This is a genomic window from Mesorhizobium sp. Root695, assembly GCF_001428185.1.
GTDB lineage: Bacteria > Pseudomonadota > Alphaproteobacteria > Rhizobiales > Rhizobiaceae > Mesorhizobium.
This window is the reverse complement of record NZ_LMHO01000045.1, coordinates 194679-208218: the sequence shown is the minus strand read 5'-3', so window position 1 is coordinate 208218 and position 13540 is coordinate 194679. Positions and strand designations below refer to the sequence as shown.

17 protein-coding genes are annotated in these 13540 nt (G+C 61.3%); 11 read left to right on the top strand and 6 right to left on the bottom strand.

What is annotated here, in order from left to right; translation table 11 throughout:
* Positions 1–182: 182 nt before the first annotated feature.
* The 9 genes from ASD99_RS33785 to ASD99_RS30160 all read left to right on the top strand — a co-directional run bounded on the left by ASD99_RS33785 (position 183) and on the right by ASD99_RS30160 (position 3951).
* Positions 183–437 (top strand): hypothetical protein, encoded by a 255-nt coding sequence (locus ASD99_RS33785; RefSeq protein WP_156389111.1) that lies wholly within the window; start codon positions 183–185, stop codon positions 435–437.
* A gap of 228 nt (positions 438–665) precedes the next feature.
* Positions 666–884 (top strand): hypothetical protein, encoded by a 219-nt coding sequence (locus tag ASD99_RS30190; protein WP_057145861.1) that lies wholly within the window; start codon positions 666–668, stop codon positions 882–884.
* Positions 881–1087 carry a hypothetical protein gene (locus ASD99_RS30185; RefSeq protein WP_057145860.1) on the top strand — a complete coding sequence of 69 codons (207 nt, stop codon included), beginning with the start codon at positions 881–883 and terminating at the stop codon, positions 1085–1087. The genes ASD99_RS30190 and ASD99_RS30185 overlap by 4 nt, the downstream gene beginning before the upstream one ends.
* 227 nt (positions 1088–1314) lie before the next feature.
* On the top strand, positions 1315–1506 hold the full coding sequence (locus ASD99_RS30180; protein WP_057145859.1) for a helix-turn-helix transcriptional regulator: 192 nt from the start codon (positions 1315–1317) through the stop codon (positions 1504–1506).
* Positions 1506–1712 (top strand): hypothetical protein, encoded by a 207-nt coding sequence (locus ASD99_RS34015; protein ID WP_057145858.1) that lies wholly within the window; start codon positions 1506–1508, stop codon positions 1710–1712. Before ASD99_RS30180 ends, ASD99_RS34015 begins: the two co-directional genes overlap by 1 nt.
* Positions 1709–2278: a DUF1376 domain-containing protein gene (locus ASD99_RS30170; RefSeq protein ID WP_162256735.1), complete on the top strand. Its 570-nt coding sequence runs from the start codon at positions 1709–1711 to the stop codon at positions 2276–2278. The genes ASD99_RS34015 and ASD99_RS30170 overlap by 4 nt, the downstream gene beginning before the upstream one ends.
* A complete protein-coding gene (locus ASD99_RS35570; RefSeq protein WP_057145856.1) occupies positions 2275–2580 on the top strand; it encodes a DUF6074 family protein in 306 nt (101 codons plus the stop codon). Before ASD99_RS30170 ends, ASD99_RS35570 begins: the two co-directional genes overlap by 4 nt.
* Positions 2581–2758: 178 nt before the next feature.
* Positions 2759–3058, top strand: a complete 300-nt coding sequence (locus ASD99_RS35565) for a helix-turn-helix domain-containing protein (RefSeq protein ID WP_082583460.1) — start codon at positions 2759–2761, stop codon at positions 3056–3058.
* On the top strand, positions 2959–3951 hold the full coding sequence (locus tag ASD99_RS30160) for a tyrosine-type recombinase/integrase (RefSeq protein WP_413813967.1): 993 nt from the start codon (positions 2959–2961) through the stop codon (positions 3949–3951). Before ASD99_RS35565 ends, ASD99_RS30160 begins: the two co-directional genes overlap by 100 nt.
* Before the next feature lie 536 nt (positions 3952–4487).
* Here ASD99_RS30160 and ASD99_RS30150 read toward each other — a convergent pair.
* The 5 genes from ASD99_RS30150 to ASD99_RS30130 form a co-directional block, all read right to left on the bottom strand.
* Complete coding sequence (locus tag ASD99_RS30150; protein WP_056594244.1) at positions 4488–5258, bottom strand: SDR family NAD(P)-dependent oxidoreductase; 771 nt, start codon at positions 5256–5258, stop codon at positions 4488–4490.
* A 13-nt stretch (positions 5259–5271) separates the two neighbouring features.
* Positions 5272–6267: an ABC transporter permease gene (locus ASD99_RS30145; RefSeq protein WP_057145853.1), complete on the bottom strand. Its 996-nt coding sequence runs from the start codon at positions 6265–6267 to the stop codon at positions 5272–5274.
* Positions 6268–6382: 115 nt separating this feature from the next.
* Positions 6383–7423, bottom strand: coding sequence for a sugar ABC transporter substrate-binding protein (locus ASD99_RS30140; protein WP_057145852.1), 1041 nt, complete (start codon positions 7421–7423; stop codon positions 6383–6385).
* 39 nt (positions 7424–7462) lie between these two features.
* On the bottom strand, positions 7463–8227 hold the full coding sequence (locus ASD99_RS30135; protein ID WP_057145851.1) for an ATP-binding cassette domain-containing protein: 765 nt from the start codon (positions 8225–8227) through the stop codon (positions 7463–7465).
* Entirely contained in the window at positions 8224–9390 is a 1167-nt protein-coding gene (locus ASD99_RS30130) for an ROK family transcriptional regulator (protein WP_057145850.1), read from the bottom strand. The genes ASD99_RS30135 and ASD99_RS30130 overlap by 4 nt, the downstream gene beginning before the upstream one ends.
* A gap of 223 nt (positions 9391–9613) precedes the next feature.
* Between ASD99_RS30130 and ASD99_RS30125 the strand changes: the two genes are divergently transcribed.
* Both ASD99_RS30125 and ASD99_RS30120 read left to right on the top strand, forming a co-directional pair.
* Positions 9614–10792, top strand: coding sequence for a M24 family metallopeptidase (locus tag ASD99_RS30125; RefSeq protein WP_057145889.1), 1179 nt, complete (start codon positions 9614–9616; stop codon positions 10790–10792).
* A 10-nt stretch (positions 10793–10802) separates the two neighbouring features.
* Positions 10803–12017, top strand: coding sequence for a M20 metallopeptidase family protein (locus ASD99_RS30120; RefSeq protein WP_244497955.1), 1215 nt, complete (start codon positions 10803–10805; stop codon positions 12015–12017).
* Positions 12018–12089: 72 nt separating this feature from the next.
* On the opposite strand, the gene ASD99_RS30115 is transcribed toward ASD99_RS30120, so the two are convergent.
* Positions 12090–13394, bottom strand: a complete 1305-nt coding sequence (locus tag ASD99_RS30115) for a M23 family metallopeptidase (RefSeq protein WP_057145848.1) — start codon at positions 13392–13394, stop codon at positions 12090–12092.
* Positions 13395–13540: the final 146 nt, after the last annotated feature.

Below are 13540 nucleotides of genomic sequence, written 5' to 3'. Positions count from 1 at the left end.
ATTACGATAACTGACGAGCGATTTCGAGAAACACTGAAGTCAATAAAATAGCACAAGTGTATAATTAATTGATTTCCACTCGACAAAATATGCAAACGATGCAACGATTCTGAGGTTCGCAGCGGGGGCTTGCGGACACAAGCTCCCCGCTACTTGTCACCACAAGCTGATAGGAGCTTCTAATGACCGATTGCCTTGATACCACGAAACTATCCCGCCGCTCAATACTTGGTGCTTTGGCTGTAGCATCGGGCGCCGGCGCTGCCGGCGTCACCCTGGCAGGGCAAGCGCAAGACCCGCTTGAGTATCATCTTGCCGAGGCCGTCAAGCTACTGCGGGCGAGAGATCCGTCCTTCCAATGGGATATCTTCAATTTTAATGGCTCTCGCGGCCGTACCCAGATCGTCACTCTTTCGGGTTGGCGCGTCGATCCTTGAGTTTTGCAGAGTTTTCTGATATGCATTCGCGCGTCTCGGGCACTCCCCTGCAAGTTGCAGCACCCCTTGCGATCTGATCGCAGCCCGACGCATGCCAATTGTGGCGCCCTACCGGAGATCGAACACGCGCGCTTCGCGCCGCCCAACAGGCAGTTGGGTGTTTGATCATATTCCGTGGCGGCCGCTGCCGGGCTGCTCCTTAACCGCAAAAATAGGAGATAATCTCGAATGCACGACCAAAACAGAGAAGCCCGCATTAAACGCCGCGCTGCCAATCTCGGCTATCGGATCGTCAAGTCCAACTGGCGAAGGGACACAATCGACAACCATGGAGACTACATGATTGTCGAAAACGACCGAAACATCTGCGTCGACGGGCAACGCTACGACCTGTCGATTGAGTACGTGGAGTCTTGGTTGGATGATATGGGCAGGGCAGCCGCATGAGTGAGGACGACAACGTCACCTTTGGCCAACTGCGCGCATGTCTTCAAGCGGCCCGGGAGGTGTTGGACGGCACCATCGCCAACGGGGAATTGAAAGACCGCATACAAGAATGTTGCGGTCAACAGAGTGCCGAATATCGGTTCGAGATGATCGATTTGACTGGAATGCTGGTTGGGTTCGGCGAGCATGTAAGGGGAAATTGAACCCCTGCCTACCCGGCCCAAGAATTCAGGCCGCCCTCCGGGGCGGCTTTTTATTTGCTCGTACAGCGTATATTACAGAGATTTAATCAACCTGCAGATAAAGCCTGAAAACATTGAAGCCTCGGAGGCTACTCGAAATTCCGTAAACAGCTAAGATTCCGGGGGGTTGTGGACAGATCGATTTCTGCGCTGTTTATACCCGGCTGCACAACAATGGGCAGCAAACAATGCAAATTCTCTCCATCAAAGAAACCTGCAAACGTGTCGGGATTTGCCGGTCGACCATCTTGCAATTGATGCAGGACCGCAAATTCCCTCGCACCATCCAAATCACGCCCAAACGGAAAGGCTTCGTCGACTCGGAAATTGATGCGTGGATCAACGCTCGCATTGCCGAGCGAGACGCGGAGGCCGCGTGATGGACAACGCCGACGAGCTCGCACGGTTGTTCATTCAAGCTGACGGAGCCCGCGCCAGACTTGACGCGCTCCTACGGCAGCGGGAAGCTGCGCAGGAGGGATGTGGGCTGTCGCCAAGGCCCGCAGAGATCGACAAGGCCCGAGACATGGCAGAGACGGCCGAACGGCTGCTCAACGCGCATGCGCGGATGGTGCGCACTGCATGAGCGCGCGGCGGTCGGCACCTTGGTTGCGTTTCTTTGTGGCCGACTGGATCGCATGGACGCGGGACCTTAAGGCTACGGAATCTGGCATCCTGATCAATCTCATTGCCCACATGCACCAGCGCGGCGAGCCAATCGCAGAAGATCATTCGCGCTTGGCGCGCCTTTGCGGATGTAACTCGCGCACCTTCGCGCGCACGATTGGCATCTTCCTAAATGACGGTCGAATCATCCGGAGCGACGACGGGGGGCTGTGGTCAGACCTGGTTCAATCCGAAATCGATCACCGCAAAAATGTGAGCGATAAGCGCAGCAAAAATGCTGAACAACGTTGGGAAAAAAGAGAGCAAAATCAAACAGAGTTTGATGCAAATGCATACCAGAGTTCAGAGTCTAGAGAAGTAGAGGAAGAGAGGAGCGACGTCGCTTCGCTAGTCGCTGCCGTCGGCGCTACGGGCGGGGGCCTCTGCGAGGCCAAAGAACTTTCTCCCTCCGGTCGAAAGCCGCCCTTGGATAGTAGCAATCTTGAGGCCGATGATTTTGCGATCGAAAAAAGGAGGGTTGGATGATCGACCGGTACAAAAACCTTCCTCTCTTCGAGTGGACCCCGACTTGCCGGCTGATAACCTTTCCGCCTGGAAAGCAGCTCGGAAAGATTCGCGAAACGGCTCAAAGATGGTTGGGTCATCGTAGTTCGAAGCAGGCTGATGCATATGCCATTCAAGTCGACGACGATCTTCAGGACCGCTTTAGCCAACTGGGGATTCTTCCGATCGAGAGGCAACGCCTGTCGGAGGAATTCTGGAACGCCGTCCGCGCCGAGATTGCCAGGCAACGACCAAGCTCGAGGCCTGGAGGCAGCGCGGCATGAGGGACGACAAGATATGGACCGCGCGGCGGATAGCTCAGTACCTCGGCTGCTCTGAAAGCCTCGTTTACGAACTGGCGAATGATCCCCGTTGCCCGATTTACCGGCCCTCGGACCGGTATGTCGCCTTCCGTTCCGAGCTCGACCAGTGGCTAAGAACTAAGGCCAGCGGGGGGCGGCAATGACCCTTCCTCGCGCTATGACCCCGAAGATGGTTGCCGATCTCTGGCTTTGCTCAGAGCGCCATGTCCGCAACCTGATCGCCGCGGGCGATTTACCTTCATTCAAATTGGGAGGTAAGTTGCTGCGAATCAGAGGTGAGGATGTGGAGGCTTACGAATGTCGGACTGGAGCATCACACGGCTTAGGGGTGGTCTCGCCATTGCCTTCTACAGGGACGGAAAACGTCACCGCCATTCCCTCGGCACCAGTGACCCGCGCGAGGCTCAACGCCTTGCGCCGGCCGTCTATGCGGAGCTAACCAGGCCGCAAGGCCGCAAGGTCGCGGACCTATGGGAAGCGTACCGGCTGGATAAGGCGGCGAAGTCCATCGCCACGACCATGAGCTTCACAGGCAAAGCCATCCTGCCGCACTTCGGGCATAGGGACGGCGAGGACATCACCAAGGCCGAATGCGACGCCTACACCGCTGCACGGCGCAAGCTGGGCCGTTCCGATGGTGCCATACACACCGAGTTGGGCCACCTGCGGACGGTGCTCGTATGGGCCCTTAAGAAACGGCTCATCGGTTTTGCGCCGGAGATCGAACGCCCAAAGAAGCCGGCGCCTAAAGACAGGTACCTCACGCGAGACGAGGCAAAGCGCATCCTAGCCGCCGCCACGCTGCCACATGTCAAATTGGTCATTCATCTCATGCTTGGCACGGCGGCGCGCATATCGGCCCTTCTGGAACTGACTTGGGATCGTGTCGACCTCCAGCGGCGCGTGATCTACCTCACCGATCCGGACAACACACAGAACCAGAAAGGGCGAGCAAACCCGCCGATCAACAACACGCTCCTTGTCGCGCTACAGGAGGCCAGAAAAGGCGCCCTGAGTGACCATGTGGTGGAATGGGCCGGCGACCGCATCAAGTCGGTAAAGAAGGCCATCGAAACGGCCGCGACGAAGGCCGGGCTTCAGGATGTCTCACCGCATGTCTTCAGGCACACCGCCGCTGTTTGGATGGCAGAGGCGGGCGTTCCTATCCCTGAGATCAGTCAATATCTAGGGCACAGCAACATCGCAATTACGTACCGCGTGTATGCGAGGTACAGCCCAATGCACCTCCGCAAGGCCGCCAGTGCTTTGGAATTGGGAATTTACGAAGTTCCCTCTGGCACGCCTGAACCTGCAATGAAGAACACAGGATGAACATGGTGCCGAAAACGCCCTTTTACGAAGGGCTCTATTCCCAGCGCGCTGCGCCTTTCAGAAGGGGGTAAAAAGTTTACACCGAAGATGTCGGCGGTTCGAGCCCGTCATCGCCCACCATTCCAGTCACACAATCCATCCCACGGCCGCGTCAATGGCGAAGCCCACGGTATGGAGTGCCTGGCTATCCATCAGCCGCTGCCTCACAAACCCGGCGCAGGTCGGCATGGATGTTTTTGGAGTTCAACAGCTCGGCGGCTTCGGGATAACCCTCGGCCAGCAATGTGCCACGATCTCGGCCGGAGAGTGGTGGAAACCGCCCTCCGCCGGCTGGTTCTGATGTCGTTGGCCATTGGCAAACATCCCCCTTGATCAGCACTTGGTGAACAACCTTTGAGACGCGAAGTTGTTCCGCTGCAACTTGTGGGGGAATGTTGGCAACTAATGCGTGGGCGATGAATCTGTCGCTTGAACTACGGCTCTCATTCTCGCTCCTCGTCAGGAGACTCAGCGGTCCGTCGCCATCCCTGCAACGGTCAAGGCGGCAGGAGCCGGAAGTCGTTGCCTTCCGGCAGCAGCTGGCCGCCGTCGACGATTATGGTCGTGCCGGTGATGTAGCTGGCATCGTCGGAGGCGAGGAACAGGAAGGCGTTGGCCACGTCGCGCGGGCTGCCGAGGCGGCCGAGTGGGATCGAGTCCTCCATGTTCTTGATATAGGCCGCGCCCCGATGCATCTCGATGGCCTCGGTGAGGATGTTGCCGGGCTCGACACCGTTGACGGTGATGCCGTAACCGGAGAATTCCAGCGCCGCGGCACGGATGAAGCCGTTGATGCCGGCCTTGCTGGCCGAATAGTGGCCATGGCCGGGGCTGGTGACATGCGGGCCGGTGATGGAGGAGGTGTAGAGCATGCGGCCAAAACCTTGCGCCTTCATCGGCACCAGGGCCGCGCGGCTGGCATTGAAGGTGCCGCGCAGATTGACCGCCATGACACGGTCCCAGTCGTCGGCGCTGGTGTTCTCGATCAACTGCCAGGGATAGATGCCGGCATTCTGGACGATGATGTCGAGGCGGCCATGGAGCTTGAGCGCGAGCGCCACGGCGGCCTCGGCATCGCTCATTTGCGAGATGTCGGTGCGGATGAAGGGGACGCCCATTTCGTCCGCGGTCGCTTGCCCGGCCTCGACCTCCGTGTCGGCGAGCACCAGCCTTGCACCCTCTTCGGCGAAGCGTAGCGCGATGCCCTTGCCGATGCCGCGGGCGCTGCCGACGATCAGCGCTACCTTGTCTTTCAGTCGTCCGGTCATGCGAGCCGTCCTGTCATGCGAGCCTTTGGCGGATGGTTTGCTTGAAAGCGTCGAGCAGCACGGCGGCCAGCACCAGCAGACCGTGGATCACCTGGGTGAAATTGGCCGGCAGGCCCATCAGGTTGATCGCCGTGTTGATGGCCGAGAGCAGCAGGACGCCGGCATAGACGCCGGGCAGGGTGCCGACGCCGCCTTTGAGGCTGACGCCACCGATGACGACGGCGGCGAAGGCGTTGAACAAAAGGCCGACGCCGAGATTGGCGGTGGCACCCGAGGTGCGGATCGCCAGCAGCCAGCCGGCGAGGCCGGCGATTGAGCCGGCGAGAACGAAAGCGATGATGAGATTGCGGTTCACCCTTATGCCGGCGCGGAAGGTTGCCGTCTCGTTGCCGCCGATCATGACGAGATGCCGGCCGAACGGCGTCTTGGCCATGATCAGCGAAAAGACGACGAAACAGCCAACCGCGATCCAGGCGGTGAGCGGCAGACCGATAAGGCGCTGGATGCCGAACCAGCGGATGGCCGGCGCCAGGTCCTGCGCCGAGCGGCCGCCCGAAATGACCAGCACGAGGCCGCGCACCCAGATGTAGGACGCCAGCGTGATGATGAAGGCGCTCATCTTCACCTTGACCACCAGATAGCCGTTGAAGGCGCCGATGAGGCCGCCGACGGCCAGCGCCAGCAGCAGCGACACCGGAACCATCAGCCATTCCGGATACAACTGAACGCCAAGCCCTATTCCGGACGAGCAGAACAGGATGCCGACCGCCATGGCGCTGAGCGCCGCCACCGATTCGACCGACAGGTCCATGTGACCGGCGATGATCACCAGCGCCAGGCCGATCGACATGACGCCCAGCACGCTGGAGGCCTCGATGATGTTGGCGAAGATGCCAAGTTGAAAATAGTTCGGGACGAAGATGGAGAAGACCACGAGCACGAACAGCAGCATGAACCAGACGAGGTTGTCGAGGACGAACTCCAGGGCGCGGCGTGTGCGGGGGTTCATGGGCTGATCCGGCTGGCGCGTGATCCAAACTCGATTTTTCGAGAGATCATGCGCGGGTTGGAATTGGAGAATTGGCTCCGGGCCGAGATGGCCCGGAGCGTTTTCTGCGACGTGACTATTCGACTGATTTGACGGTGTCCGTCGGCGGCTTCTGGTTGCCCCAGAAGGCCGGATTGTCGACATTTTCCTTGGTGATGGCGGCGCCTGGGATCTTGATGTTCGGGCCCCAGGCTTCCTTGGTCACGGTCGATTTCAGGCCGAGCACGTCGTATTCGCCGGGCTTGATCTCTTCCTTCTTGGCGATCTTGTCCATGAACATGGCGACAGCCGCGGCCTGCGCGTAGAGCGGCTGCTCGACTTCGACGTTGAGCCAGCCCTTGCGGATCAGGTCGAGGCCGACCGGAGCGCCGTTCGAGCTCATCAGCATGACGTCGCCCGGCTTCTTGCCGGCGGCCTCGAGCGAGGCGACGGCAGCGACCGAGAGGTGGGCGGCATGGCTGAAGATCAGGTCGATGTCGGGGTTCGCCAGCATCTGGTCGGCAACGATGGTGCCGGCATTGCTGGCCTCCCACTGCATGGCGGGAAGCGAGATGATCTTGACGTCCGGAAACGCCTTCATCTTCTCCTCAAAGCCCTTCTGGATGTCGAGCGTATAGGGATCGCCCGGGTCGCCGAGCACCTGCAGCACCTTGCCCTTCACCGAGCCGTTCTTCGCTTTCAGCAGCTTCTCGGCCTGGTCGGCGGCGACGTAGCCGATCTCGACCGTTCCGGCGACAGAGGTGAAGTCGGATGGCGTCGACGTGATCTGGCGGTCGAACTCGACCACCGGGATGCCGGCCGCGCGAGCGGCTTCGATGGATGGTTTCAGCGCATTGAAGTCGACCGCCGCCAGGATGATGGCCGCCGGTTTCAGCGCGATGACGTCGTTCATTTGTGATTGCTGGGCGTCGGTCTTGTTGTCGGCGTTCAGCGTCTTCATCTCGTAGCCGGTCTGCTTCAGGAACAGTTCCAGCGCGCTCACCGAGCCGGTCTGGAACTCATCCAGCAGGGTCGGTACCATATAGTAGACGATACCCTTGGACTGGGCGAATGCCGGCGTGAGCGTGGCAAAGGCCAGTGCAAGGATACCGAAGACAGCAAGAAGTATTCGCTTCATGTCGTTCGCTCCTCTTAAGCCGGACCCCTCTTTTGTCCCTCAGCCTGTCGGTCCGGCACCGGCAAGCGTTTCACCGGTGATCATGTTGATCACCGCATCGGGACTTGTTTTGTTGCGTGCGACATCGCCGGCCACGACGCCTTGCCGGATCACCACGATCCGGTCGGCGACCTGGAAGGCCTGCTGCATGATATGGGTGATGATGACGACGCCGATGCCCTGGTTCGCCACCTGGCGGATCATGTCGAGGCCGCGCCGTGTCTGTTCGACGCCAAGCGCTGCGAACGGTTCGTCGAGCAGCACCAGCTTGCCGCCCCAGTGCACGAACCGGTTGAGCTCGATGGCCTGCCGCTGGCCGCCCGAAAGATGCTCGACATTGGTGCGCAGCGAGGGAATGCGGGTGCCGGCACTGGCCAGCGCCTTTTCGACGACGGCTTCCATGGCGCGCTCGTCGAGCACGGGAATGCCGAAAACCTTCCTGGTGATCTCGCGGCCCATGAAGAAATTGGCGACCACGTCGACATTGGTGCACAAAGACAGGTCCTGGTAGACGGTCTCTATGCCCGCCGCCTTGGCCTCGGCGGGCGATCGGGCAAGAAAGTCCTTGCCCTCGAACAGCATGCGGCCCGAGGTCGGCTCCAGTCCGCCAGCGATGATCTTGACCAGTGTCGATTTGCCGGCGCCGTTGTCGCCCAGCAGCGCCACGACCTCGCCCTTGCCGATCGAGAAGCTGATCCCCTTGAGCGCTTCGATCGCGCCATAGTTCTTGGTGACGTTGTCGAGCACCAGCAGGGGTTCGTTCATGCCGCAATCTCCTTGCCTTTGAGAAGGTCGCGCTCGCGCTCGCGTTCGGCGGCGAACATCTGCCCGAAGCGGGGCGACAGCACCCCGGAAACCGCAAGGGCGGCGGCGCCGCGCAACACCGAATGTTGCCCGCCGCGCGCGACGATGATTCGAGGTGTCGTGCGGTCCTTCCGTGCGGAAACGGAGTTGTGCAGGCCTCTGGCCGAACCAGCCAGCCGTTCGAGCAGATCGGTGGATGCCAGCCCGCCGAGGATGACCGTCTCCGGGTCGAAGAGGTTCTCGATGATGGCGACGGCATTGTGGAAGATCGGGCCGACTTCGGCCACCCAGTCGGCTTCGCTGCCGTTCCAGCGCCGGAGCGCCTCGAGTGAGAGGTATCTTTCGAGGCAGCCGCTGTTGCCGCACGGGCAAGCCTCGCCGCCGGGAACGACGGGAATGTGTCCGATCTCGCCGGCATTTCCCCAGGCACCGCGCAAGGCGCCGCCGTCATGAACCATGACACCGCCAAGGCCGACGCCAAAATAGAGATAGTAGTATTCGGAAAACTGGGCGCCGAGGCCGTAGAGGCGCTCGCCCATGGCCGCTGCCGCCATGTCGGTTTCAAAGAAGGCCGGCAATCCGGTCGATGCCGCCAGCCGCTCGCGCAGCGCCACATCCTTCCAGCCGGTCATGGTGGTCGGGCCGACAAAACTCATGGATTCGACGCCGAACGGTCCGGGCAGGGCCAGGCCGACGCCCAGCACCCGTCCGCCAGCCCGCAGCCTGGTCAATTCGATCACCATCGCCCCGATCAGGTCGAAGGCATGGTCCGGCGCCGCGTTCGGAGCTTCGCGATGGTTACTCTCGATCACGTCGCCGCTCAGATTGATCAAGGCGGCACTGATGCCGAGCGGGGTGATGTGGACGCCGACGGCATAGCCGCCCTCGGGGTTGATGCGCAGGGTCGCCGGGGGCAGGCCGCGCCCCTTCGGCTCTTCGCGCAGCGACAGGATGTAGCCCTGATCTTCCAGTTCGCGAACGATGGTCGATACCGTCTGGACGGTCAGTCCGACGCGCCGGGCGATCTCGCCGCGGGCGATCGGTCCATGAAGGCGGATGGACTCAAGCACGATGCGCCGGTTGTACGGCCGCCCGAACTCCTGATTGGTCCCCCGCAGTGCCATGACGTGCACCCCTTCGAGAGGGTAACTTGGCACCGCTTATTTATTCAGTCAAATGGAATTCAAAAATAAATTGATAGCGGAGTTTTTCCAAAAGAAGGCCGCGGAGGGCGTATTCGGTTCAGGACCTGCTTACGCACCGCCCTGGCTGATTGCCGCCATGTCGAAACCGTTTCAAAGGTGGGCGAACCCCGCGACCGTTGATCCGACAAAGCATGGAGCAAAGATGATTGAATTGCCGTTTGCCCGCGACGAGTACCAGCAGCGGCTGCGCAAGATCCGCACCGAGATGGCCAGGCGCGGTCTCGAGCTCCTTGTTGTCAACGACGTTGCCAACCAGCATTACATCACCGGCTATGATGGCTGGTCATTCTATACGCCGCAGGTGGTGCTCGTTCCGGTCGAAGACGTCGAGCCGGTCTGGATCGGGCGCGCCATGGATGCGGCCGGCGGTCTTCTGACGGCCTGGATGAAGCCGGAAAACGTGGTTGGCTTCCCGGAAGACCACGTCCAGCGCGTCGACCGCCATCCCATGGACTGGATCGCGAATTGGATCGTCGCGAAGGGCTGGGGTATCAGACACATCGGCATCGAACTCGAAGCCTACTATTTCTCGCCGAAAGGGCACGCCCGGCTCGTCGCCGGACTTCCCAACGCAAAATGGCATGATGCCGATCTGCTGGTGAACTGGATCCGCGCGGTCAAATCGGCGCCCGAGATCGCCTATTTGCGCAAGGCCTCGACCTTGGCGGAGGCGGCGGTCACACGGGCCTTCGAAGTGATCGCGCCGGGCGTTCGCGAGTGCGATGCCATCGCCGCCATCCAGGCTGCGCAGATCGCCGGCAGCCCGGACTTCGCGGGCGACATCACCGCGCTGCCGCCGACAATTCTCGGCGGCGAAAATGCTTCCGCACCGCACATCATGTGGAGCGACAGGCGGTTCGGGGAAAACGAGACGATTGCCCTGGAGCTTGCCGGGGTCTGCCGCCGCTATGCCGCCGGGCTGGCAAGAACCCTGCAACTCGGCAAAACGCCGACAAATGTCTCGGATACGGCCAAAGCAGTGATCGAAGGCATGGACGCGGTGCTCGATGCGGTCAGGCCGGGAACATCAGCCGAAGCGGTAGAGGGCGCCTGGCGCAAGGTCATTCAACGCTACGGACTGAAGAAGGAGTCGCGCATCGGCTATTCCATCGGCGTCGCCTATCCGCCGGATTGGGGCGAACACACGATCAGCCTCAGGCCGGGCGACAAGACTATGCTTGAACCGGGCAACGTCGTTCATTCCATCCTCGGCATGTGGATGGACGGCTGGGGCATCGAGATCAGCGAGACCATCCTGGTCACCGAAACCGGCAATGAGACGCTGACGAGGTTCCCGCGAGAGATCCATGTCAAATCCTGAGGATCCGGCCATGGCAGGCGGTTCTGCAATTCCCGGCACGATCGATATCGATGCCGGAATTCTCGACCGGATGATCGAGATCCGCCGCCATCTGCACCGCAATCCGGAGCTCTCGAACCGCGAAGTCAACACGCAGCGTTATCTCAGGCAGATGCTGGCCGGGCAGGGAATTGCCGGCATTCGCGACGTGGCGGTCTTTGGCCTGGCGGTCGACATTGTCGGCACCGGCAAGCCGTCAAATCGAAAGCTGGCCATTCGCGCCGACATCGATGCCTTGCCGATCGCGGAGGAATCCGGTGTCGAATTCGCATCGATGAACCCAGGCGTGATGCATGCCTGCGGCCATGACGCCCACGCATCGATGGCCTTTGCGGTTGCCGAGCATCTTCACCAGTCAAGGAACAGTTTTGGCGGGACCGTCCGTCTGATCTTCCAGCCGGCGGAGGAAGACGAACCGTCGGGAGGCAAGAGGGTGGTGGAAGAGGGGCTTCTCGACGATATCGACGCCGCTATCTGCGTCCACGTCGATCCGTACACGCCGACCGGCAAGATCGCCGTGAGTTCCGGTCCGTATACTCTGGCCTGCGATACATTTGACGTTGTCGTCACCGGCTCGGCCGCGCATGCGGCAAAGCCGTATGAGGGCATCGATGCGATCGCCGTGGCCTGCTCCATGGTGGGGGAATTGCAGAAGATCGTTTCGCGCGAGATCGATCCCTACGATCCGCTGGTCATTTCCGTCACCGGCATCAATGGCGGCAACGCCTACAACGTGATCGCCGGCAAGGTCACCTTGAAAGGGACTATCCGCAGCGGCAGCGACGCCACCCGCGAACGAGCCTGGCGGCGCGTTCGTGCGATACTGGAGGCAATAGCGACGGCCCATGGCGCCAGTGTGCAGCTCGACATCCACAAGGGCGAACCCGGCGTCGTCAACGACGTCGAGATGACCGAGCTGATTGTCGCCAGTGCCAAGGCCTGTGTCGGGCCCGACAATGTCCTCAACACGCCAGGATGGACCATCGCGGACGACTTTGGCTACTACAGCGAGAAGCGTCCGTCGGTCTACTTCCGGCTCGGCATCCGCAACGAGGCGGTCGGATCGGTGTTTCCGCTTCACCATGCCAGGTTTCGCGTCGATGAGGCCGCCTTGAAAGTCGGTGCCGCCACCCTGGTTTCGGCGGTGACCGCGTTCCTCTCGATGCACCGGGAAAATGCCGACTGACAAAGGCACGGGATGCAGTGGCTCGTGCCGGCATGATGGCCATCAGCCGTGCGGGGCAGGAGCAAAAAACGCTCAGAGGTACTGGGCGACCTTCTTGCCGACAGTCAGGAAGCGCAAGGGATCGATCGCTTCGCCATTGTGGCGGACCTCGTAGTGCAGATGCGGGCCGGTCGAGCGGCCGCTGCTGCCGGTCTTGCCGATGACGGCGCCGGCATCCAGTTTCTCGCCCACGGTCACGTCGATCTCGCTGAGATGCCCATAGCGCGTCGCAAAGCCGTTGCCATGGTCGACTTCAACCATGCGGCCATAGCCGCCGTTCCAGCCTGCCTTGGTGACGACGCCCGGTGCCGTGACCTTTGCGGCCATGCCGATCGGCGCCCTGAAATCCATACCTGAATGCAGAGCGGCGGTGCCGAGGATGGGGTCGGTGCGCACGCCGAACGGGCTGGTGACGGGGTGACCCGGCGCGGGATTGGTGAGCGGCAGCCGGCGGGCTTCCTTCTTGAGGTGGTCGAGCGCGTCAAGCGCTTCGTCCAACTCCTTGACCTTGCTGTCGAACATCATCGAGGAGTCGAGCGGGATCAGCGGTCCGCCGGCATCGCTGTCGTTCTTGCCGAAATCGCTATCGACGGGCAGTCCGCCCGCTTGAAGCGCCTGGGTGATCGCGTCGGCGCTCTTGTAGGCATTGTCGGCAAGCGTGCTGATGCGGGTGAGCTGGTCGCTTTCGATGGATTTCAGCGACTGGTTGATCGAGACGAACAGCTTGTCGGCACGATCCGCGGCTGAATCGTTGGGCAGCGGATCGGAGCGCGTCGACCACAGCGAGAACGGCCTGGTGTCGCCGGCGCCGAGGTCGGCGCTCAGGCTGGCGACCGCGTAATTCTGCGCGGGCGGGATGATGCTGCCGGTCACTTCGGCGCGTTTGTCCGGCTTGCTCGCCGCTGCCGGATCTTCGGCCGGCGCCGTTCCGACTTCGCTCTCGGCGCGTTCGAGCAGCGGGCCAAGCCGGCCGTGACGCTGGCTCAACTGGCTCTGGCGTTCAAGCAGTTCGCTGACCTTGGTTTCCATCAATTGCTGGTCGAGCAACTGGCGGCTGGTGATGCGGTCGACCTGGGCGCGAAGCGCCGAAATGCGATCTTCATAGGCTTGCTGCATGCGCGCCTGCCGCGCCGTGGTGGCGCCGATCAGGTCGTCGCGCAGCACGAGATAGGAGGTGGCCATCAGGTAGCCGATGGCAATGGCCGCGAGCGCCGAGCCGATAAAGGCCACAAGCCAGGGGCGGATCGTGAAGTGCCTGATCTCGTTGCCCCGGGCGATGATGACCGTATGGGGCTCCTTACGCCTGCCGAAGACTGCTGACTGACCGGTTGCGTTCACGGGACCAAGCTTTCGGTTACGACACCACGACAGCTTGATTACACATTATTAGGGTTAACAAAGGCTTGCGGCGCCAACTTGCCGCCTGGGATTGACCGTCTGACGGGTATGAGGTTGTGGGGAAGGCGCGTCAGCTGTGCCCGCAA

Bases quoted from the DNA above. Each gene is read 5' to 3' on its own strand.
- ASD99_RS33785 (WP_156389111.1), top strand. From the start codon at position 183: ATGACCGATTGCCTTGATACCACGAAACTATCCCGCCGCTCAATACTT.
- ASD99_RS30190 (WP_057145861.1), top strand. From the start codon at position 666: ATGCACGACCAAAACAGAGAAGCCCGCATTAAACGCCGCGCTGCCAAT.
- ASD99_RS30185 (WP_057145860.1), top strand. From the start codon at position 881: ATGAGTGAGGACGACAACGTCACCTTTGGCCAACTGCGCGCATGTCTT.
- ASD99_RS30180 (WP_057145859.1), top strand. From the start codon at position 1,315: ATGCAAATTCTCTCCATCAAAGAAACCTGCAAACGTGTCGGGATTTGC.
- ASD99_RS34015 (WP_057145858.1), top strand. From the start codon at position 1,506: ATGGACAACGCCGACGAGCTCGCACGGTTGTTCATTCAAGCTGACGGA.
- ASD99_RS30170 (WP_162256735.1), top strand. From the start codon at position 1,709: ATGAGCGCGCGGCGGTCGGCACCTTGGTTGCGTTTCTTTGTGGCCGAC.
- ASD99_RS35570 (WP_057145856.1), top strand. From the start codon at position 2,275: ATGATCGACCGGTACAAAAACCTTCCTCTCTTCGAGTGGACCCCGACT.
- ASD99_RS35565 (WP_082583460.1), top strand. From the start codon at position 2,759: ATGACCCTTCCTCGCGCTATGACCCCGAAGATGGTTGCCGATCTCTGG.
- ASD99_RS30150 (WP_056594244.1), bottom strand. From the start codon at position 5,258: ATGACCGGACGACTGAAAGACAAGGTAGCGCTGATCGTCGGCAGCGCC.
- ASD99_RS30145 (WP_057145853.1), bottom strand. From the start codon at position 6,267: ATGAACCCCCGCACACGCCGCGCCCTGGAGTTCGTCCTCGACAACCTC.
- ASD99_RS30140 (WP_057145852.1), bottom strand. From the start codon at position 7,423: ATGAAGCGAATACTTCTTGCTGTCTTCGGTATCCTTGCACTGGCCTTT.
- ASD99_RS30135 (WP_057145851.1), bottom strand. From the start codon at position 8,227: ATGAACGAACCCCTGCTGGTGCTCGACAACGTCACCAAGAACTATGGC.
- ASD99_RS30130 (WP_057145850.1), bottom strand. From the start codon at position 9,390: ATGGCACTGCGGGGGACCAATCAGGAGTTCGGGCGGCCGTACAACCGG.
- ASD99_RS30125 (WP_057145889.1), top strand. From the start codon at position 9,614: ATGATTGAATTGCCGTTTGCCCGCGACGAGTACCAGCAGCGGCTGCGC.
- ASD99_RS30120 (WP_244497955.1), top strand. From the start codon at position 10,803: ATGGCAGGCGGTTCTGCAATTCCCGGCACGATCGATATCGATGCCGGA.